This window comes from Gammaproteobacteria bacterium (genome assembly GCA_013151035.1).
Classification (GTDB): domain Bacteria; phylum Pseudomonadota; class Gammaproteobacteria; order JAADJB01; family JAADJB01; genus JAADJB01.
The window spans coordinates 46,781-66,646 of sequence record JAADJB010000019.1 but is presented as its reverse complement, the minus strand read 5'-3'; the positions used below and the strand labels follow the sequence as shown (position 1 = coordinate 66,646).

The 19,866-nt window shown below is 46.2% G+C and carries 19 protein-coding genes and 1 pseudogene; 2 read left to right on the top strand and 18 right to left on the bottom strand.

Annotated features, from left to right (window positions below; genetic code table 11):
- Window position 1 precedes the first annotated feature (1 nt).
- From GXP22_04665 to GXP22_04590, 16 genes and pseudogenes are all read right to left on the bottom strand, one after another.
- Window positions 2-598: a class I SAM-dependent methyltransferase gene (locus GXP22_04665; protein NOX08772.1), complete on the bottom strand. Its 597-nt coding sequence runs from the start codon at window positions 596-598 to the stop codon at window positions 2-4.
- On the bottom strand, window positions 595-1,557 hold the full coding sequence (locus GXP22_04660) for a radical SAM/Cys-rich domain protein (GenBank protein ID NOX08771.1): 963 nt from the start codon (window positions 1,555-1,557) through the stop codon (window positions 595-597). Before GXP22_04660 ends, GXP22_04665 begins: the two co-directional genes overlap by 4 nt.
- A 338-nt stretch (window positions 1,558-1,895) precedes the next feature.
- Complete coding sequence (locus GXP22_04655; GenBank protein ID NOX08770.1) at window positions 1,896-3,308, bottom strand: FAD-dependent oxidoreductase; 1,413 nt, start codon at window positions 3,306-3,308, stop codon at window positions 1,896-1,898.
- Window positions 3,309-3,316: 8 nt separating this feature from the next.
- A complete protein-coding gene (locus tag GXP22_04650) occupies window positions 3,317-3,538 on the bottom strand; it encodes a DUF2892 domain-containing protein (GenBank protein NOX08769.1) in 222 nt (73 codons plus the stop codon).
- Window positions 3,539-3,658: 120 nt separating this feature from the next.
- Window positions 3,659-4,270, bottom strand: coding sequence for an NAD(P)H-dependent oxidoreductase (locus tag GXP22_04645; GenBank protein ID NOX08768.1), 612 nt, complete (start codon window positions 4,268-4,270; stop codon window positions 3,659-3,661).
- 174 nt (window positions 4,271-4,444) lie between these two features.
- Window positions 4,445-5,242: an ATP-binding protein gene (locus GXP22_04640; protein ID NOX08767.1), complete on the bottom strand. Its 798-nt coding sequence runs from the start codon at window positions 5,240-5,242 to the stop codon at window positions 4,445-4,447.
- 8 nt (window positions 5,243-5,250) lie between these two features.
- Entirely contained in the window at window positions 5,251-5,457 is a 207-nt protein-coding gene (locus GXP22_04635) for a CopG family transcriptional regulator (protein NOX08766.1), read from the bottom strand.
- A gap of 208 nt (window positions 5,458-5,665) precedes the next feature.
- A pseudogene (locus tag GXP22_04630) lies at window positions 5,666-5,934 on the bottom strand (nucleotidyltransferase domain-containing protein).
- A gap of 4 nt (window positions 5,935-5,938) precedes the next feature.
- Window positions 5,939-6,337 (bottom strand): tRNA(fMet)-specific endonuclease VapC, encoded by a 399-nt coding sequence (vapC, locus tag GXP22_04625; protein ID NOX08765.1) that lies wholly within the window; start codon window positions 6,335-6,337, stop codon window positions 5,939-5,941.
- A gap of 2 nt (window positions 6,338-6,339) precedes the next feature.
- Window positions 6,340-6,567 carry an antitoxin gene (locus tag GXP22_04620; protein ID NOX08764.1) on the bottom strand — a complete coding sequence of 76 codons (228 nt, stop codon included), beginning with the start codon at window positions 6,565-6,567 and terminating at the stop codon, window positions 6,340-6,342.
- A gap of 599 nt (window positions 6,568-7,166) precedes the next feature.
- Window positions 7,167-8,363, bottom strand: a complete 1,197-nt coding sequence (locus GXP22_04615; protein ID NOX08763.1) for a hypothetical protein — start codon at window positions 8,361-8,363, stop codon at window positions 7,167-7,169.
- Complete coding sequence (locus tag GXP22_04610; GenBank protein NOX08762.1) at window positions 8,350-11,787, bottom strand: hypothetical protein; 3,438 nt, start codon at window positions 11,785-11,787, stop codon at window positions 8,350-8,352. The genes GXP22_04615 and GXP22_04610 overlap by 14 nt, the downstream gene beginning before the upstream one ends.
- A complete protein-coding gene (locus GXP22_04605; GenBank protein ID NOX08761.1) occupies window positions 11,780-12,490 on the bottom strand; it encodes a DUF4194 domain-containing protein in 711 nt (236 codons plus the stop codon). The genes GXP22_04610 and GXP22_04605 overlap by 8 nt, the downstream gene beginning before the upstream one ends.
- Complete coding sequence (locus tag GXP22_04600) at window positions 12,487-13,959, bottom strand: DUF3375 domain-containing protein (GenBank protein NOX08760.1); 1,473 nt, start codon at window positions 13,957-13,959, stop codon at window positions 12,487-12,489. Before GXP22_04600 ends, GXP22_04605 begins: the two co-directional genes overlap by 4 nt.
- 596 nt (window positions 13,960-14,555) lie before the next feature.
- Window positions 14,556-15,533, bottom strand: a complete 978-nt coding sequence (locus tag GXP22_04595) for a helix-turn-helix domain-containing protein (GenBank protein ID NOX08759.1) — start codon at window positions 15,531-15,533, stop codon at window positions 14,556-14,558.
- A 31-nt stretch (window positions 15,534-15,564) separates the two neighbouring features.
- On the bottom strand, window positions 15,565-18,255 hold the full coding sequence (locus tag GXP22_04590; GenBank protein NOX08758.1) for a DEAD/DEAH box helicase: 2,691 nt from the start codon (window positions 18,253-18,255) through the stop codon (window positions 15,565-15,567).
- A 142-nt stretch (window positions 18,256-18,397) separates the two neighbouring features.
- Between GXP22_04590 and GXP22_04585 the strand changes: the two genes are divergently transcribed.
- Together GXP22_04585 and GXP22_04580 are read left to right on the top strand one after the other, a co-directional pair.
- A complete protein-coding gene (locus GXP22_04585; GenBank protein ID NOX08757.1) occupies window positions 18,398-18,628 on the top strand; it encodes an AbrB/MazE/SpoVT family DNA-binding domain-containing protein in 231 nt (76 codons plus the stop codon).
- A complete protein-coding gene (locus GXP22_04580; protein ID NOX08756.1) occupies window positions 18,618-18,956 on the top strand; it encodes a type II toxin-antitoxin system PemK/MazF family toxin in 339 nt (112 codons plus the stop codon). The genes GXP22_04585 and GXP22_04580 overlap by 11 nt, the downstream gene beginning before the upstream one ends.
- 96 nt (window positions 18,957-19,052) lie before the next feature.
- On the opposite strand, the gene GXP22_04575 is transcribed toward GXP22_04580, so the two are convergent.
- Both GXP22_04575 and GXP22_04570 read right to left on the bottom strand, forming a co-directional pair.
- Complete coding sequence (locus GXP22_04575) at window positions 19,053-19,310, bottom strand: transporter (protein ID NOX08755.1); 258 nt, start codon at window positions 19,308-19,310, stop codon at window positions 19,053-19,055.
- On the bottom strand, window positions 19,282-19,824 hold the full coding sequence (locus GXP22_04570; protein NOX08754.1) for a hypothetical protein: 543 nt from the start codon (window positions 19,822-19,824) through the stop codon (window positions 19,282-19,284). The genes GXP22_04575 and GXP22_04570 overlap by 29 nt, the downstream gene beginning before the upstream one ends.
- Window positions 19,825-19,866 lie beyond the last annotated feature (42 nt).

The following is a 19,866-nucleotide window of genomic DNA, read 5'->3' as shown; positions in this document are numbered from 1 at the left end:
TTTACACCTTCAGAAACACAGCCCCGTAGTGATAAGGCCCTACATCCACCAACTGCTCCAGTTTAAAACCCGCCGCCTCAACAAATCGCTGCACATCGTCCGGGTGCATCCGTAGTTCGGTATCCGGACCACGCGGTTGACCCAGTACCGTGGTTTCCTCGCGTGGCTGAGGAGACCAGTTAACAACAGCAAAGTGCCCATCCTCTCTGAGTGACTGATGCGCCGCCCTTGCCAGCTCGGTTTTTTCAGGGACACCATGAAAGGTATTGGCAATGAAGATAAAATCAACAGGATGATCAATCGTGTTGACTAATTCACGGGCATCGCCAGCAATAACATGAAGATTTGAATTATCTCGACAGGCCTTTTGTGCCTGTTCCAACAAATCAGCATCCAGATCCAGTGCCCAGGTCTTGGCAGGGAAAACCAGTTCACACATGGGTCGGGTAAAGAGACCATCGCCACAACATAGATCAACCACATCCATACCCGGTTTAATGCCTACCGTGCGTAATACCGCAGCTGGGTCAGGCCATAAGGCCTGCCACCAATCCTGATCCGGCATTAATGTAGCATGAAAGAGATCTTGTTTGCTCATGATAAGGCACCACCACAGCTTGACCCTTGTCCTGCTGTACAACCATAACAATGATCAGCCACCACGATATCACTGGACTCCAGATCCACATTTATTAGATCACTCAAACGAGGTTGATTATGATGATGGATGTTGAGTGGCAGATCCAGCATTTGATTAAAATCACAGTCATAGACATAACCCTGCCAATCGACACTAATCAAGCTGCGACACATCACACCATCAAGATTTTCCGGCTGATAGGCCTGTTGCAATAGCTCCATATAATCATCAAACTGACCCTTTGATATCAGGCTACTACCGAAGCGTTTAATTGGCATATTGGTAATGGTGAATAATTGATTAAAGGATACCGCATGATCCTGTTGCAGAATGCGATGATAATCCGCTTCCAGCCCTTCCTGTGAGGGCGGTAGAACCGGCCCTTGTGGATTAAATACCAGATTCAATTGTAGCCCCGTATCCTTTAAGCCATAACCTTGCTGATTCAATTGTTGCAGGCCAAGAATACTCTTTTTGAATACTCCCGCCCCCCGTTGATTTTCTACATTTTCAGACAAGTAACAAGGCAGTGATGCCGCCACCTCAACTCGATGCTGTGCCAGAAAAGAAGCCAGCTCCTCTTGTCCAGGTTCTTCCAGTATGGTCAGGTTACAACGATCAATAATACGCACCCCTAGCGCGGATACCTTGCTCACCAGGTCTCTGAAACCAGGGTGTAATTCCGGTGCCCCACCGGTTAAATCAAGTGTCGTAATGGATTGCTTGCGAATAAACTCGACCACGGTATCCAGTGTCTCAGCAGACATCTCTTCGGTACGCTTTGGCCCTGCATTCACATGACAGTGCAGGCAGGATTGATTACAACGATAACCCATATTGACCTGTAGGATGTTCAATTTTCCACGCTTGATAGCCGGGAAATGACGCTGTTGTAAAAGAGGTAAGGTGGCTAACATATTATTACTCTTGTTATTCCTGAAGAGGTGAAACCCCATTGTATGGATTCCCGCCTACGCGAGAATGACAAGTTTTTCTCGTTCCCTCGCAAGAGAGAATCCATGTGTGATAAATCAAGAACTAATTTTTCCATATTGTACAAACTCAATAACTAGAGGTTTTTACTTTATTTTTCACTGCTACCCCGTTAACTCAAGAGATAGGAATTGTTCTTCTCTAACAGAGACCGTTGCCCGCATGGACGCGGGCATCGAGCCTACAGGGATGTATTCACGGCGTGTCTCTGTTAGAGAAGAACAATTCATGTCTCGACCTTAACGGACAGCAGTGTTTAGTTTTAAAATATTCGATGCAACCATTTTACAATAAAACGTGACACCGGCCCGTATAATTTTTGCGTATAGGTACTATTAACCACCCGCCGATGAATCTGGGCGCGGGTCGGATAGGCATGAATGGTTGCTGCTATTTGTCGTGCTGGAATATTAGCTTGCATCGCGAGCACAATCTCATGGATCAATTCACCCGCTTGTTGACCTAACAGAGTGGCACCCACTATCTTGCCTCGACAGGTCAACAGTTTGATAAAACCGGCACTCTCAGCATCAGTTAACGCGCGATCAATACCATTGAAAGGAAACTGTGCGATTTTATATTTAATCCCCTGCTGTCTGGCCTCATCCTCTGTTAGACCTACCTGCGCCAGTTCAGGGTCACTATAAATGACCCGAGGAACCACTCGGTAATCTGCCTTTTTCGGAATCTTGAATATAGCATTACTGATAATAATCCCCGCCTGGTATTCAGCCATGTGAGTAAAGGCATACGGGCCACAGCAATCACCACAGGCATAGATATGTGGCTGTGTCGTACGCTGTTTGGCATCCACCTTAATACCAGATTGACTATAATCGACACCCGCATCACCCAGCCCCAAGTTATTTACTACCGGTCTGCGACCACTGGCAACCAGGATTTCATCAACCAACAATTCCTCTCCATCGGCACAAATAATTCGCTTCCCCTCCGCCGTTTCACACACCTCGTTGATATCTGTTGAGGTGCGTATATCAATTCCTTCATCAAGCAATATCTGTTTAAGTGCCTCGGATGCACCGGTATCCTCACGTGCAAGAATATGCCTGTTGCGTTGAAGAATTGTGACCTGTGAACCAAGCCGAGAAAAGGCCTGTGCCATTTCAACACCAATGGCACCGCCACCAAACACAGCCAGTCGCGGAGGAAGTTGATCCAGTGAAAACAACTCCCGGTTGGTCAGGAATGCAGTCTGATCCAGCCCCTTGATAGGAGGAACAAAGGTCTCAGAACCCGTGGCAATGACAAAATGTTTGCCGGATAGCCGTTGATCATCGACTCTTATTTCATCCTTACCGGTAAAATGCGCATACCCGATAAATACATCACAACCATAATCTTGAAAACGCTCAGTCGAATCATGCTGCTGAATATGTGCGACCACACTCGCGATATGCGCATTGATTTTATGTATATCAACTTTGGGGTCAGTATCAGATAGACCATAGTTCGAGGCATGACGCATCTTTGCTGCCAGATTGGCACTATGGATCAGGGTCTTGCTGGGCACACAGCCGTAATGCAGGCAATCCCCGCCCAGGGTGGGTTCCTTTTCAATCAGTGCAACAGAAAGCCCCAGTTGACTGGCAACACTAGCAACCACCAGGCCACCGGCACCACCACCAATGATGATAAAGTCATATTGTATGGACATGCTTGTACTTATTTATCGACTTCCATTTCCACTTTCTCATCGGCTTCCGCACAAGTGCTAAAGCCCGCCATAGGATAAAAAGGACAAAAACCCAGAATACCTGTCATTAACGGTATCAGACCTAACCATCCCCAGGGCGTCTGTGGTCCGATAAATGCCAGGCTGAATACAACCAGGCCAAAAATAATACGTAATTTTTGGTCAATACCACAGACATTACATTTAGACATCGCCTTTCCTCTGTTTGATATATGTCAATAACTATAGGTGATTGCTGGTCTATCTGCAAATAGGATATCGGGAAGTGACTCCGGCTTGTTAATACGCTTCGCCGGGTCGTTCACCATTATCTACATCCCGTTTTTGAACATCGGATCAAACACCACACCGCTATCACGCACCGACCTCAAGGCCAATGCATACTGATGTAATATGCCGATAGCATAATCGATTCGTTGACGAAAATAACGATCTGCATCCTCATCATTATCGCCATCATCGTTCAGAATGGTTTCAACATGGCGCAAGATTAACTGTTCAGGGATATAACAAAGACGATTATTCTTGTAACTGCTCATGCGTAATTCTGCCACTGGATAAGAACCACCATCAGCACTGGAAACAGCCGTAATCAAGGCTGGTTTATGCGCCAGCTCACCCTTACCCCACATCAGAAAGAAATTCTTCAATGCCGATGGCACCATGCCATGATACTCGGGCACGATGACAATAAACCCATCACAGGCGATCAACTCATCGGATACCGGGTTAAGCCTTGCCATCCATTGCTCATCACCTGCCCAGATACCCTCTTCCCAAAGCGGGAAGGGTTGCTCAAATAAATCCAGAAAAAAGACTTCATCACAATAGCCCTTATCCAGTAATCGCTGTTCCATGTAATGTCCAACCCGGGCACTCTGTGATGGTCTTCTGTGGCTACCACAGATAATTCCTAGTTTCATATTAGTGCCTTAATATTACGCCTTGAAAGTGTTAATAAACCCAATAACCCGGATACAAACAACCCTATCGCTGGCGGCATCAGCATTAGAAACTTCTCTATGTAGGTCTTCGCTATCATGTTTAACAGAATAACCCCCCCATTTTGCACAAGTCCAGTACGGGAATGCTGGATGTTAACTATGCTTGGGCCATTTAGTCGCAATATATTCCGTTGCCTCTTTCACATTGAGTTCACGCGTACCACCGCCGGTGCGAAGAAAGAAATGAGTGTCATTACCATTCTGACAAAAAGCCGGACGTTGAGAGGGTGAAATAATGATTCGACAAATCTCATTCGAGTTAACCATCTGGAATATCACGCTGATGTTCTGGCAAAGATCGGTCGCCATATAAGATGAAATCAGCCCGATAATAAATTGCTCATAGCCATCACTATTTTTCTTCCTTAATGAGTTGTAATCCTTCTCCAGACCAAGGGATTGACCCTCATCATCAACACCAATTAATAGTGTCCCACCCTTATGGTTCATAAAACCAGATATGGCCTTTACGATGACTAATTCAAGTGCCTTGTTTGTTTTGTTCTGTCTAAAATCCCATCGAGCAGAGGACTTGAATTCGAGTGTTTCAGTTTCGCCATTTTTTATCAAAGAATAAATATCTCTGTCCAGCTCACCGGAAAGCGAAAAAATCAGTCTTTCTCTGGCAGATAAGCTTCTATGGTAGAACCAGAAGAACAATCCCAGAAAGGCACCTATAGTCGAAAAAGCCAAGGTCATAAATAGCATTTTTCCATAAAATGCCGCACCCATTTTTTTAAATATAAAGTCCAGTAATGAAACGCCTGCCGCTTCAGGAGGATTAAATTCAAACCAGTAAAGAGCCATTGTCAACGGATGGAGAACCAGCACTCCGATAAGGGCACCCAGTATTAAGAATTTTAAAATGGTTATAATGCTATTGTTGGACACAGTGATTTTTATGGCTTGAGTGGGATGCGAAAAGGATAAGAGAGCTTCCTCTTAAAGTCCAGGCATATTACCCCATAATCTACATTATATTGCACCGTGTCATTAAGGAACTCGGCAATACTTTTTCGTATCAATTCTGATTTGCTAATACCCATTTGATGGGCGATATTATTGATACTTTTCTCCAGTTCCGGGTCAAGTCTAAGGGTGATCATTTTATCTTCTCATGCGGAGCGTGTAATACATATTGTAATACACGAATAAGAGGTGTCAACGATGCTTGGGCCATTTAGTCGCGATATATTCCGCTGCCTCTTTAACATTGAGTTCACCTGTAATCTACATTAAAGGCCTTAATTGACACACTGCATCTATCAACATGCAAGAATCGGCGTTTCACACGCCGCCCCATGCAACAAGACCCTATCTCACAGCAACATATTCCTGTTCAATCACAGCATGGAAATCATCCGGCAACCGTGCCCAATCCAGCACATCGATCAATATCGGGATATTACTATCACTAAGAGCCTGCTTGAGGTCAGACAAGCCTTCCTGTGGACAGGTAAGATCAACCGGATTCGCAATACCAGATCGAGGTCACTCGCCTCATGGCATTGACCATTAACCCGGCTACCATAGGCCCAGACCTCGGCATGAAGAACATGGATATAGAGGGACAGTATACCTATTCACTCACGCCCAATTCTCAAGTCGGAGTCCTGGCACCCGTTCAAACTCTTTCATATTATTGGTGACCAGGATTAAACCCATTGCCCTTGCGTGGCCAGCAATCATCATGTCGTAAGGCCCGATAGGCTGTCCGGTACGATATAGTTCCGCTCTGAGTTGCCCAAAATGTTCCGACGCGTGTTCTTCAAAGGGTACAACTTCCAGGCGTGCAATCAGACCCTCAATATCTGCAAGGTTTCGTTCAGTCTGGGAGGATCTTTCAGCGCCAAAAATCAGCTCACCACGTGTAACAGCTGAGATGCACATCTGATTCTCGTGTTGTTTGAAGGCATCACGAACTTGTTCTGGACGATTCTTGATCGTGTAGATAACGATATTGGTATCCAGCATGTATTTCAGCATGTTTAAAACGCCTCACGATCCTGGCCTGAAGCTTGTTCACGATCGAGCATGAAGTCATCGGATACACCGGGACTGTCAAACCAGTGATCCCATGACTCTCCAGCAGGAGTGATGATCCGGGTATTACCAATGGCAACAATAGCCACTTTTTTGATAGATTCCGGCAATGCAACCGGTTTGGGGAGTCTCACTGCCTGGGTTTTGTTGCTCTTAAAAAGGGTGGTGTGGATTGCAGTCATCGTAATCTCCATGTATATCCTTGTGGTATATCCAATCATAGCGGGCTGATTTGGATATATCAACAGCAAAACCCCTGAATATGAAAACTCTATACCTTCGATAAAGACTTTTCCTCCAGGGCAAAAAAATTAACGCCTTGTCTGGTCACATTAAACTCACTCACACCGCGCTCGTAGGCCTTTTTCGCCTCAATGGTAGTGTGTGATACGAGTATCATCACCAGCTGCGTTCTCATAGAGTCGATAAAGCGCCTCATCCAGTTCCCGTTTATCCGGATGGATATGCCCCTGGAGGCTTTGGAGCTTGTCCATATAAGCAAGCTCCCCGATTTCGACCTCGAAGAGGATGGCTTCCCCGAAAAACTTTGGCTAGACTTACCTCTGCTGCTTTTTCAACTTCACCTGCGCACTACTTCTCGATTCAATACGCTTCAGTGCCTGGTTTAATTGTTTGGCATCAGCGATAAAACCAGGGAGCAATTTAAGCGTCTCTTCTGCAACCGTGTCCAGTCAAGAACATCGACCTAAATGCTCCGTATTGAGTTTCATAATATTAAGACCCGTGTCTATTACCGTATTTCTAAAAATGCTTATCGCCAAGCTTCCAGCTTGATACGTATATAGTCGGGAGACAACCGCTCCTGCTCCAGTCTGGAACCCTGGTAATAACCGTTCTTTAAATTCGAGAATATTTTCGCTTCAGAGTCAGTTAGAAATTCGGGTAGATATTGCAACGGTTCCGGTTCAACAACCATACGATCTTCATGCTGTCCAAGGGTATCTGAATCCATCATGATCGCTTTAACAGATGAGAGCTTAGAACGAACATCACTCAATATAGATAGCCCCCAGGTATCAATATCCCCCCAATAGGCAACGCGCCTGGATTTAAGCCAGTCAGCATCCATCCAGCTAACATTCTTACCGCCACCCAATACGGCGATAGTATCCTTGAGCAAAGGCAGACCTAATCCTGACTGCATATTCTCCACCACAAGAATATTGTTAGCGGGTAGTGCATGTTCTCGCAAAACATCGTTATGAAGTTGCATGACAGGAAAACCACCGATGTTCATTTTTACTTTTTCGCACAGCGGGCGAACTGTTAACCAGCCTTTCGGGTTTTTCAGGCAGCCGAGCCATTCAAGCAGCCCGCCGCTTGCCGTGATCTCGCCATCATGCAGAACATCCAGAAGATCCGATATCAGCGCCTGGTGATTTTCTAAAAACTTGGTATCTACACCGATCAGAGGCAGGGCTCGCAGGTAAAGTCCCGCCCCCATTTGAAAGGACAATTGTTTGACTAGATCGTGAACTAACTCAGCATCAGATAATTGTATCAACTCAATGGTTTTCAAATGTTTTACCAGTGCTGGATAGAGATCCGCTCTAATCGACAGCAGCGGAGCCATGTTTTTCGTCCATTTTTCACTCCGGACAAGTGCCTCTTTGCCAACAAACTCAATCAACTCTTTAATGTTTTCAAGAATAAAAAACTTTGGCACTGTTTGTTCTGCAAGTGCTCTATAACGCCGAGATTCCCATCGAATATTTTTTTGCAATGAATACGAACGCCATTCACCAATAAATCTTTGAAAGTGGGCGATATCAGCAATGGCGCTACGCCCTGCGGGTGGCTTTAGCCCGATACGAATCGGAAAGGGTTTGCGATTCAGAAGACGCGCCTTCAAGCCTGCATCATTATTCCATTCCCGTTTTAAAACCAGGACTCTCACATCCGCAGGCAATAACCCCCAATCCCGGGCTGACAATCTAGAGCCCACCATCAATCCCCTGCTCGGTTTCCACACCCGATTTTATTGCATGGGTTTCTATTCCATGGGCTTGCGCTTCAAGCCTGGTTTTTCGTTCACGCTCTGATTTTAAACGGCGATCTATTTCTTCCCAAGTCACTTCGCAAAGGTGACTTTCATGTTTTTCCTGATCTCGCTCTGCAATAAGTAATGAGCGAGCAGACTCTCTTGCAAGATTGAGGTTTTTGTAGGGCGTTATCAAATTAACATGGATATGGAGTTCCCTGAAAACCCTGAGCACTCTACGACTAACCGCTTCTGCTGTATTGGAAAACGCCTCATCCAGAAATACCGTGCTGTAAACGGGTCGATCATAACCATCCGGCGTTAAAACATAGGCCAGACTTGCCGCAACAATTGTGCCAGCAAAAGACTCCTTTTCACCACCTGACTTACCACTGGAGGATGCCAGAACATCACGAACCTCGTGAGTTTTTGCATCCAGCTCTTCAGCAAAAAATGACATCTGATAACGAGGATCAAGCAGCCGCAAACTTTCCAGGGTACCCGCCGTTGTTGGGTTGCTGGCCTTTTCCAGCACTTCAACAACCAGTTTCAATTGTTGAAAGCGAGCCTCATGGTCTTCACTGGTGGCCTGGCTTAATACTTTTCTAATATATTGTTCAAATAACTGAACATGGGGGTATTTTTCTTTTTTGGTTCCCAGCTTAAGATGAGAACCTGGTCGGAACTCCGTGCGCGTCAGCACTCGATTAATAATGTCGATACGTTCAATAATCTCATCACGCTCAGATTCCAGTTGCTGTTGAATACGTGCCAGAGACTGTGTTGCATGCTTATTGAGTCGGCCAATAAACTGCTCAACCAGATGTGGCAGCCCTTCCTCCTCAAGTTGACGTAAATGTTCCAGGTAATCTTCAAGACTCGCAATATCGCAACGCCAGTCAGCTGCAATTACTTCCCACTTCTGGCGAAACGACGACATTATTCCTGTGGATGTATTTTCTGCCCGGCTCTTTTCCCCTCGATATTTTTCCAGCGATTTTTCAATATGCTGACTAAATTTATGCTCCAGTGATGAAACTTTATCAAGATCATTTTCCTGCAAGGAGTCTACACGCCTATCAAGTAACTCTCGCACAGCATCTTCCAGCCCATGCGCCGCAGCATCTGCTGCTAACTGCCGTTGCTGATCTGCATCCGCTGATTTTTCTTTTAATGCACCTTCACGAACTTTATGCTGCTCTTTTGTTGTTCTAATATCGGCAAGATCCTGTTTTTTCTGTTCCCAGCGTTGCCTGGCTTTGTCAAGATCGCTGCCTGCCTGTTCCAACGCCTGTAGATCTTTCTGCATTCGAGATACCTTTGCTTCCCACCACGGTGCATTGATCTCATCCCATTGATAATCCCGTAATTTCTCCCAAAGCGATTCTCGCCTGTTTATCGCATCCAGATCTTCTCTGGCTTTCTCCACCAAACGCAAGGTTTCAGCGATTTGCTGTGTTAACCCCCTTTTATCATTGTGCAAAATTGCCAACCTGGATTTATTGGAAAAACCCAGTTGCCAGCGACGTCGATCATCAATCTTATGTTGGTCTTTTTTCTCAAACCGGCCTTTATCCATGTGCATCAAGCCCTGCCGGGTGATGGAGAATGGTGTCACATCCAATTCTTCAGTTGATGATACACAGTGCAAATCAAAACGGGATAAATGCTTTTTTAGCCATTCTCGATAGGGGTGCTTACGCCAGACAAGCTTCTTTAAAAAACCACGGGTCTTGAAATCAGCCTGCCCCGCAGTTTCTCGAACCACCTGAACACGCACATGCAATCCTGTATGCCGGGTATTGAGCCAACGGGTCACCATAGAAAAATGATCGGCAGGTACAGCTAATGTCGTACACAAACCTCCTAAGGCTCGCTCTATCGCACCTTGCCAATGACGCTGCTCTTCATTCACATCGATCAGTTCACCAATAAAAACACACTGCTCTCGATCAAAGCCCAGGGATTCAACCAATTCATCGCGCAACTGTTGAAACCTTACATCAATATTTGAATCCGGGCGTGCCTGGATTGCTGTAATTTCAGTTTCAATTGTTTTCTGTTTTGTTTGCAGGTTACTGAGTTCTCCGCCAATTTGCGCGAACTTATTCTGGGCACTTCGTTTATCATCTTCAAGCCCTCCCAAACTGGATTCGACTTTTGCTTGATTATCAAGGAACACATTTTCAGATAATGCCTCATCAAGGTTTAACGCTTGGGCATCCTTCTGATAACTTGATGAACGAATAATAATGCTATTCATTCTGGCTTCAGCTGATTTCAACTCGTTTTTCAGCGCCTCAATACGATCACCACCCGCCTTGATATAATCCTCATGACACTGCTCAACCAATAAATCAGCCTCTGATTCCTGCTCGGAAACCTGCTTGATTAATAGTGACAAATATTTCAGAACCAACTGCAAAGCGGCTATTTTTTTACTCCACAACTGATAGCAAATCTCACCGAAATAAGCGGCCAAACCATCTCGCTCACTCATCAGACGACGCAATGTTTTTTCGGCATATCTCAGCCCCTGCTCCAGTTCCGGTAATTTACTTAAATGTTCTTTTTGCTCTCGCGCATCGATCAGTTGATTATGGGTTGCAACAAGATCAGAAAACTCATCGACTACTTTTCTTGCATCGTCCTTAACCGTACTGGGTTCTAAAACCAGTTCCCTGATCAGGCCAGTAAGATCATCAATTTTCTTCAATCCTAATGCACGGGATAGCAGAGCTGGTGCATTTCTGTTATCCATATACAGGGATTTTCGATACAGTTCCTGATAGTCTGAAAAACGATCATCACAGTTTGTAATAAATGAATCGTTTCTTAACCACTGTTTCAGAGATCGAGCATTACCCTCGCCAAAGGCATCAAGTATTTCCTTAAGCAAAAGATTACGCCTTGCAACAATATAAACACGTTTAACATCTGCCAGGGCATTGCTTGATTGTGTTGTCCAGAAGAGTGCCGCCAAGGTGATACAGGAACCATCATCACCTTGATAAAGTGCTCGTAAACCCGTGACCACTGGACCTTCCCGCTTACTTTTAACCCGTGTACCACTACCCTCATGGACAGAGCCAAAACTACCTCGCATATAGGAAAGCAATGTTCTATCAGAACGATCACCCTGAGCGGCAGCCACATTAAAAGTTGCACGGCCTGCGGGTAATAACAAGGCCATTAAACCATCGATCAATGTGGATTTACCCGCACCATTATCACCCGTCACCAGGGTACCGAAAGGATCAATGGTAGCCGTGTGCAAGTGATGAAATGATCCCCAGTTATAAACGGATAGTTCCGCCAATCGAATCTGTCCCACACTAAACAGGGAACGACTGGTTAACAGATCATTCGATGAAACACTGTTGCTATTCATTATCATCCCCCTGCGAGTTCAGACTCAACCCGGCTTCACAAGCAAGACCTTGATACTCTTCCAACATCTGCTCCAGAAACTCTGCATTCACCACATAACGAATAATCGGTGTGATTTCAAAACGATCATCACTACCCCTAACCCTTGTCAATAAACGTTTTTCAACCATCTTGTTCAGTGCAGAAATTAACTTGCGGCGATCAGATTTCATACTATTGGTTAGCGGGAGAAACGGTGTAAGATTTGCCTCTATCCGTTCAATATCAATAATAATGCGCTGCTCCCCTGAGCTCTCCCGTTCCTGATAATGTTTTCGTAACACTAACAACAATAAGGTATCGTAGAGTGAAAGCGTCCTGCGGGTGATTAAGGACACCGCATCAGGATCCTCATCATCATTTTCATCCAACTGAGCAACAAAAGCGATACCCGTTTTTTCATCCAGCACAAGCTTTAAATACACATCAGCCAGATGGCTTCGAACAGAGCTCTGGTATCGACAAATGGAGTCAAAAGGTTTGCCTTTTTGCGAAGCTAAAATAATTCCATACTTAAGCAGACTAACAAGTGCCCGCCTTGCCTCAGGTGGCATTCCCCCACTTTCATGTTCAATAGAATTCACTTCATTATCATTATCTGACCGTTGAATCGATTCCATTGCTCCCGAGGCTGAATCAGGGTTATAACCTTTATCCTGACTCATATCACCATCTCTTCTATGTTATCGGGAAATAAATCTGCACTTAATAAATATTTTGGTATGGATGCCTTGATACGAACGCCCTGTTTATCCAGAATCTCCAGGTCTTCTTTATCCTCCAGCGTAGTTGCACCCACCGATTTTGCCACGCGCAAATAAGCCACCAGTTCTTCCAGTCCTGATTTCATAGGGTGCATTGAAACGACTGAGGCAATTGTCATCGGACCTGTGCGACGCAACGTATCCCGAATTTGATAAGCCACCTTCTTAACCTGAACCGCATCGAGACAATCCAGCATTTCAAGACTCGGGCTACGGGAATTCACTTCTTCTTCAACACCGGAGGTGTCCAGTTTTTCATCGGGGGATCTCAGCTGCATCGTGTCAGGTGAGGTGATCCGGATGTTTCCAACCGGCAAAAATAAAGCCGTCGATTTCTTGAGTTCACTGGCAAAATCCGGGGCAGCCTCTTTCAGCTCAATGGCCAGCCGTTCCAGCTGACTCAACAATTGATCCACCGCACGGTTTTCAAAAGCAGCACCGCTTTCGATATAAGCCCTAAGGCTCTCCTCCGTTCTTCGTCTGATTTTAAAGACTCGATCACTCTCACGGGACAGCTCCCGCATGAGCTGACCAAGAAATCGCTGTTGTTGATGGCTTAATTGTTCCGCGACCGGTCGGCTCAGGATGCTACGCAATTGATCTCTGAATTCGGTTGATCGATTCTGGTCACACAAGAGTTGAAAAAAACCTTCGAAGGCACTCCCCGCATCGCTGTCAGCCAATAGTGCTTCCTTCTCCATTACAGACAACAAAATATCTCCGCGCTTCGCATCACTTTCAATCATTTGCACACGAATATCCTGATCCAGCTCACGGATCTCATCCTCAACCCGGCGAAAGTCACCGGTTAGCACTGAAGCCAACTGATAAATCTCTCTCATCCGTTCACGTTGCTGCGCCTCAGATAGCTGGGTAACAACACCTGCATTCAACGCATCAATTTCATTCTGAATCTCAGCTTTGCGGTATTCAAGCAGGCTAAGCCGTTCATCCGGGTTAGGACTAATCGCCACGGCAAAATCACGCACCGCTTCCTGAACAATCCTTAAATGCGATGCCGTTGTACCTGAACCTCTTTGATCCAGGCCCTGGCAAAACCTTAGTGCCACCTCACTGGCATCGGTTTTACTTAGTTGATCATCCATCTCACGTAACCAACCTGCACGAATCCACTGATTCAGGTAAGACCCTGCCCCGGTTTCAGTCTCCCAGATACCTGACGCACGGCATTGCTCTAATTCAGCATCCAGTGCTATGCGGGCACGACCAAAGGGCACTTCATTCTCGTCAGAGAATAAGTCTGAGATGAAGGCCAGTATCACTGGTGCATTGTCTGCACGAAGTAGCTTCCAGGCAGAACTCTCCTGAAACAAACGCCTATATCTGGCCTGAAAACCTTGAAAACCCACTAATATCTCCTCTGAAATAATGCTAGGGAACCTCTGATCAATTAGTTACATATTATAAATATTGTCACTGCTAATGTCCCGTTAACTTGTCATTTGCGCAGGCAGGAATCCATTGTATTACAAGCATTTCCTCGTTCCCATGCTCTGCGTGGGAATGCATACCCATAGCAGGATAATATCATACCCTTGGGTTCCCACGCAGGAGCATGGGAACCAGGAAATATAATTAACAAGTGGCTGGATCTCCGCCTGCGCGGGGATGACAAGTTTTCCTCGTTCCCATGCTCTGCGTGGGAATGCATACCCCATAGCAGGATAATATCATCCCCTTGGGTTCCCACGCAGGAGCATGGGAACCAGGAAATATAATTAACAAGTGGCTGGATCCCCGCCTGCACGGGGATGACAAGTTTTCCTCGTTCCCATGCTCTGCGTGGGAATGCATACCCATAGCAGGATAATATCATGCCCTTGGGTTCCCACGCAGGAGCATGGGAACCAGGAAAAGCGTTAATATAATCAACAAGTTGATGGATCCCCGCCTGCGCGGGGATGACAATTTTTTGCGCATGCAATTAAATAAACTGGAAATCAGATTAACGCTTACGCTTTAATTTCCTCGCGGCCTGCTCCCGGCTAAGTTCAGTTACCGGGATAAGCGCATCCAGGGTGCGTTGGCGGAGATTGAGCTTGCCACTGCTATTTTCCCAATTGCTCACTGTGGCGGTGCTGATACCGAGTAGCTTTGCAAACTGGGCGCTGTTCATCTTGAATCGTTTGCGGAGTCTGACGATGGCGGCGGCTGTCGGGATAAATACCTTCTTGCTTTCACTCTTTTTTCTTTTTTTGCGACCAGGTTTTAGCGGCTCATCCATATCCACCCCAAATACACCAGAGAGATCTGCCTCGGCCAGCCGCCGCCGTTTGCCTGTTCCGGCTGTCACGGTCTGTATATCCAGCTCGGCTGAAACAAGCGCTTCATGATCAACGTTACGCAAAAGAAAAAGCAGTTCCGGCTGGTGATCCAGTCTGACACCAACACCATACAGTACCGCCGCAATATGCTTGCACATCTCAGCCCAGTCCGGGCAATCACAGGCCAGCGTTATCTCGCTGGGTTTAGGGAACAATCCTTTGTTTTTATCGGTGACAATCCGCATGACATTATCGGAGAAACACCCCTGCAACAATTCAAGCATGGAACCGATCTGTCCAGCACACTGTTTGCGTATGTTATTCCACTTATTTGCACTGAGCGGGCTAATGTTGATTTTTATTTTATAGAGTTCAGAACCGCTAACGATAGCTTCAACTTTTCCCTTTGAAATAGTCAGGTGACAGACTGAGCCGTTGCGCACATAGGTTCGTCCCCTTGGCAGGCGATTATCATAATCACTGAATTTTTCCAGATGATCACACCAGGCTTCACCCCAGAAGGTACTGACAATCTTGCGGCCCTGAACCTTGATGGGCTCGACTTCCATGCCTTTTTTACTCAGTTTCTTTATTTCTTTAGCTGCCTTTGCACGTCGTTCTGCTACCGACACATAGGGTGCCCATCCGCCATAACTCATTTCATTTCACCTTTAAAACCTGGATTCCAGGTTAAACTTTCGCTTTTTCAATGTCTAGTGATACCAGATTAAGCAGTGCCTTGTCATCCATTTCTGTTAACAAGGCCTCGGAGCCGCCTTCCAGCAAATCATTGGCAAGCGCCATTTTTTCATTAATCAAGGCATCTATCTTCTCTTCTACCGTCCCCTGACAGACAAATTTATGCACCAGCACATTCTTTTTCTGACCAATGCGAAAGGCGCGATCAGTGGCCTGATTTTCTACTGCCGGGTTCCACCAGCGATCAAAGTGGATGACATGAGAGGCCTGTGTCAGGTTGAGACCGGTTCCGCCTGCCTTAAGGGAGAGAATAAAGAAGGGGGGTCCCGCTTCATCCTGAAATTGTTCGACCAGTTTTTGTCTCCTTTTAACCGCTGTGCCTCCGTGCAATACCAGACCGGGCTGGCCAAACTGCTCGGCCAGAAAGTTAGCCAGTGGTGCGGTCATTTCACGAAACTGGGTAAATACCAGCAACTTCTCCTGACGTGAGGCGATCTCTTCACAGAGTTCGGCCAGACGCTGAAATTTTCCACTCTTTTCAGGATCGTACTCACCATCACCCAGCGATTGTGAGGGATGATTGCAGATCTGCTTGAAGCGCAGCAGGTAGGAGAGCACCAGTCCACGGCGTTTTATGCCATCCCGGTTTTCAATCGCCTTCGCCATCTGGGTCACGGCCTGCTGATATTGCACCACCTGAACCTTGCTCAGACCACAATAGGCCGTCATTTCTGTTTTCTCTGGCAAATCACTAATGATGGATCGATCCGTTTTTAGTCGTCGCAAAATATAGGGGGCAACCAGGTTGCGTAATGGCGCATAGTGATCATGCTTTCGTTGTGAAAGTGATTTCACGAAACCTTTAAAACGTGCCGCTGATCCCAGCAGACCGGGGTTCAAAAAGTCGAACAGTGACCATAGATCCGAGAGCCGATTCTCAACCGGCGTGCCGGTCAGGGCGATACGGGATTGGGCCTTGATTCCCTTTACCGCTTTTGTTTGTCTAGCAGAAGGATTCTTGATTGCCTGAGCCTCATCCAGCACCAGTAGTCGCCACACTTGTTCATGCAACCATGACTGACGCATCAGCGTGCCATAGGTGGTTAATACAACATCGATGTCTTTCAGGGCAGTGCTTTCATTCGCGATGGCATCCATTGTTTTTTTGTTTAACTGGGAGCTATGTATAAACAGACAGCGCAGGGAAGGAGCAAAGCGTTCAAGTTCCATTTTCCAGTTACCCAACAGCGATGCTGGCAACACCAGCAGGGAAGCTGTGTCACTGCGCTTCTTTTTAAGTAGCAACAACAGTGAAATCACCTGCATGGTTTTCCCCAGACCCATGTCATCTGCCAGACAGGCACCCAGCCCTAATTGGGAAAGCAACCATAACCAGTTCACGCCCGTCTGTTGATAAGGTCGAAGCGTTGCTTTGAGTGTTTTGCCCGGATTGATGATCTTCATCTGCTCGGGCGAACGTAATGCCGCCAACTCAGTAGCTAGCCATTTTCCAGCTTGAACAAACGACCACTCCTGACTCTCTTCCAGTAGATCATCCTGCTTTAGATCAGCCGGCGCACCTGCCAGCAAGCGCATCCCTTCTGCAAAGCCAAGTCCGCCACTAGCCGCCTCGGCCTGCACCGCCTCCCAGTGCGCCAGGGCTTCACTCAGCCGTGCCTGATCCACCTCAACCCACTGCCCCTTCATGTAAACAAGGCCATCACCTGCCGCCATCAGTTTTTTCAACTCGGCCTTACTCAGCGGCTCACTGCCCAGGGCAATATGCAATTTGAAATCCAGTAACGAATCAGCAGTGAAGTTCTTCTGCTTTTTATCACCAATAGTCACCCTGGCACGCGGTCGACTGCGTTTCTTCCACCAGTCAGGCAAACGCACAACGACACCACACTGTTTGTACTCTGGTGCATCCTTGAGAAAGGCATAGGCCTCCGCCGGTGTCCAGGCCAAAGGATGATAGATATCACCGCTATCAACCAGATCTTTAATGACAGCGCTGGATTCAGCCGCGCGTTGAACAGGCGAAAGCAGGCGAATCAATGCCTTTTTGTTTTTTGTTCCCGCATACTCCTGCAAGGCGCGAGCGAGTGGTTGATGACGAATCTGACCCTGTTCTGAAACCTCGGGAACATAGGTCACCATGAAGGCGAAGGGATAATCCGGATCATTTTTGTTTTCCGCCAGATGAAAACAGACACGCCCTACCTGATGCCATTGCGGTGCCTTTTTGGCAAGCAAGGCACCGAGTCCACCGAAAGACGTTATTTGTTCGCATACCCAATTATCGAGCCGGGAATAAATATCCTGCAACACCGATGCAGAAAGATACTCCGCCCCCCGCATAGGAGGCGCACTCAGAAGTAGCGGCATGGTTTCTATGGCGGTGAGCGACTCAACAGGATCAGGAAACTGTGAGTCTATCGGCATCAAGCGACAGCGTTGACTCAGATATTGGCAGGCAATATTGCGCCAGTATTGTAGTGCTGGAGAAAGTTCTTTACCGTATTTACTCGCCGCCAGGCTGAACAAACCTTCACCCACACTACGTGCGAAGGCCTTGCCGATAGGAGCAATGTGAATCTCTTTGCCAGTTGAATCATCCCCGTTTAAAGGGAAGCAGTGCAGATGTCCCGAAGGAAGCAGACCTAAATCAAAAGAATACATTAGGGGGGATAGTATACCACCTTGCCTATCAACACTCCCTGTTGCGCAGTTATTAAGCTATTCTTTTGCTAAATTGGGTGGAATTGCTATAATGGCTATTAAGTAATGGGTAATACTAGTATTACCGTGGTAAGAGGCGAATATGCAAACTTCAACAAGCAAATTAACCAGCAAGTATCAGGCGACTATTCCTGAGCCTGTACGAAAACTACTTCACCTGCATTCGGGCGATGAGATCGTTTTTGATATTGATGGTAATGATGTCCATCTTCGTAAAGCGAGACCTGTCGATCTAGCCTTTGCACAAAGTATCGAAGGTACTCTGACTGAGTGGGTATCGGAAGCGGATGAAGAGGCTTATCGTGACCTTTGAGGCTTTTGATGTGGTCGTGGTGCCCTTTCCATTTACGGATAGAACAACCACCAAGCGGCGCCCGGCGTTGGTTTTATCTGACGCAGGTCACTTTAATAAACAGGTGGGACAGTCGGTATTGGCGATGATTACCAGTGCCAGCAATTCGGATTGGCCTTTGGATGTCAATATTCAAGGTCTGGATGACGCTGGGTTGCCATCAGCATCGGTGGTGAGGATGAAGCTTTTTACTCTGGATGATAAACTGGTCATTCGTAAGGCTGGGGCGTTGACTAAACAGGATCGTTCTGCAGTTTCCACTGCACTTCATCAATTATTCAAACTGTAGACGAGAAATGGGGCGATACTATAAGGTTCCCGCGACCCTTGAGGTGTGAGTATTGTGATAAAGAAACTATTAATTGCCAATCGTGGATTGAAACGACTAAAAACGTATAGCTACACCTACGCCCATAAAGTCGCTAGAATACTGATCGAGTGAAAAACCAGCATTAAAATCCAACTGGATGGAGGGAGTTAATAAATATGCGATACCTGCGTCCACTACACGACTTTTCTGTGTATCTGAATTGATAGCTATATCATTATAATATTCTATAAAGGTACTGGTTTTTTGGGTATGTGTAAAAGAGAAACCAATGGCTGGCTGAAAGTTATTGCTTGCTACGCTGTTTATCTTCAACAAAGGATATAAATTGCATTGTACCAAAAACTAATATTTGATCGGTTATTACATAATCCCATAACAAGGCAATAAATGGTGTTGAGTGTCCGGCATCGGCAGTATTGCCCGTAGGTAGAGAAATAAAACCTAATACTGAGATATTGTATGAATCACTTACCACGAGTCGATGTTTTATCCCCACAAAAACATCATTCATTGTATTGTTCTGACGACCACCATCCACCAAGCCCCAACCATCCCAGAGTAGGTTAAATTCCATATTAGGCGTTAATCCTAAACGATAATTAATGAGTGGAGCGGTGTAACTGTCTGGGTCACCAATCTGATTACTATAATCAGATTGAATACCCATCTCTATATGACTAAACCCCGGTTCTACAGTATAGGTACCTGTGCTAAAACCAGGTCGATCAGGTTGTATAGGTTCAGCACTTAATAAGTTAGGTAACAACAGAAAAAAAGCGATCAATAACTTAATCAACTTACAACGCTGCATTTTTTCTTTTTTCAATAACATCCTTCAGATGACTAGTTAGATCTCAGGGAGAACACC

Coding starts and splice junctions, on each gene's coding strand:
- vapC (NOX08765.1), bottom strand. CDS start 6,337: ATGCTGAAATACATGCTGGATACCAATATCGTTATCTACACGATCAAG.
- GXP22_04595 (NOX08759.1), bottom strand. CDS start 15,533: ATGAGTTATGGCGGATGGGCACCCTATGTGTCGGTAGCAGAACGACGT.
- GXP22_04635 (NOX08766.1), bottom strand. CDS start 5,457: ATGATCACCCTTAGACTTGACCCGGAACTGGAGAAAAGTATCAATAAT.
- GXP22_04650 (NOX08769.1), bottom strand. CDS start 3,538: ATGTCTAAATGTAATGTCTGTGGTATTGACCAAAAATTACGTATTATT.
- GXP22_04665 (NOX08772.1), bottom strand. CDS start 598: ATGAGCAAACAAGATCTCTTTCATGCTACATTAATGCCGGATCAGGAT.
- GXP22_04605 (NOX08761.1), bottom strand. CDS start 12,490: ATGAGTCAGGATAAAGGTTATAACCCTGATTCAGCCTCGGGAGCAATG.
- GXP22_04655 (NOX08770.1), bottom strand. CDS start 3,308: ATGTCCATACAATATGACTTTATCATCATTGGTGGTGGTGCCGGTGGC.
- GXP22_04590 (NOX08758.1), bottom strand. CDS start 18,255: ATGTATTCTTTTGATTTAGGTCTGCTTCCTTCGGGACATCTGCACTGC.
- GXP22_04585 (NOX08757.1), top strand. CDS start 18,398: ATGCAAACTTCAACAAGCAAATTAACCAGCAAGTATCAGGCGACTATT.
- GXP22_04610 (NOX08762.1), bottom strand. CDS start 11,787: ATGAATAGCAACAGTGTTTCATCGAATGATCTGTTAACCAGTCGTTCC.
- GXP22_04615 (NOX08763.1), bottom strand. CDS start 8,363: ATGGTGGGCTCTAGATTGTCAGCCCGGGATTGGGGGTTATTGCCTGCG.
- GXP22_04645 (NOX08768.1), bottom strand. CDS start 4,270: ATGAAACTAGGAATTATCTGTGGTAGCCACAGAAGACCATCACAGAGT.
- GXP22_04660 (NOX08771.1), bottom strand. CDS start 1,557: ATGTTAGCCACCTTACCTCTTTTACAACAGCGTCATTTCCCGGCTATC.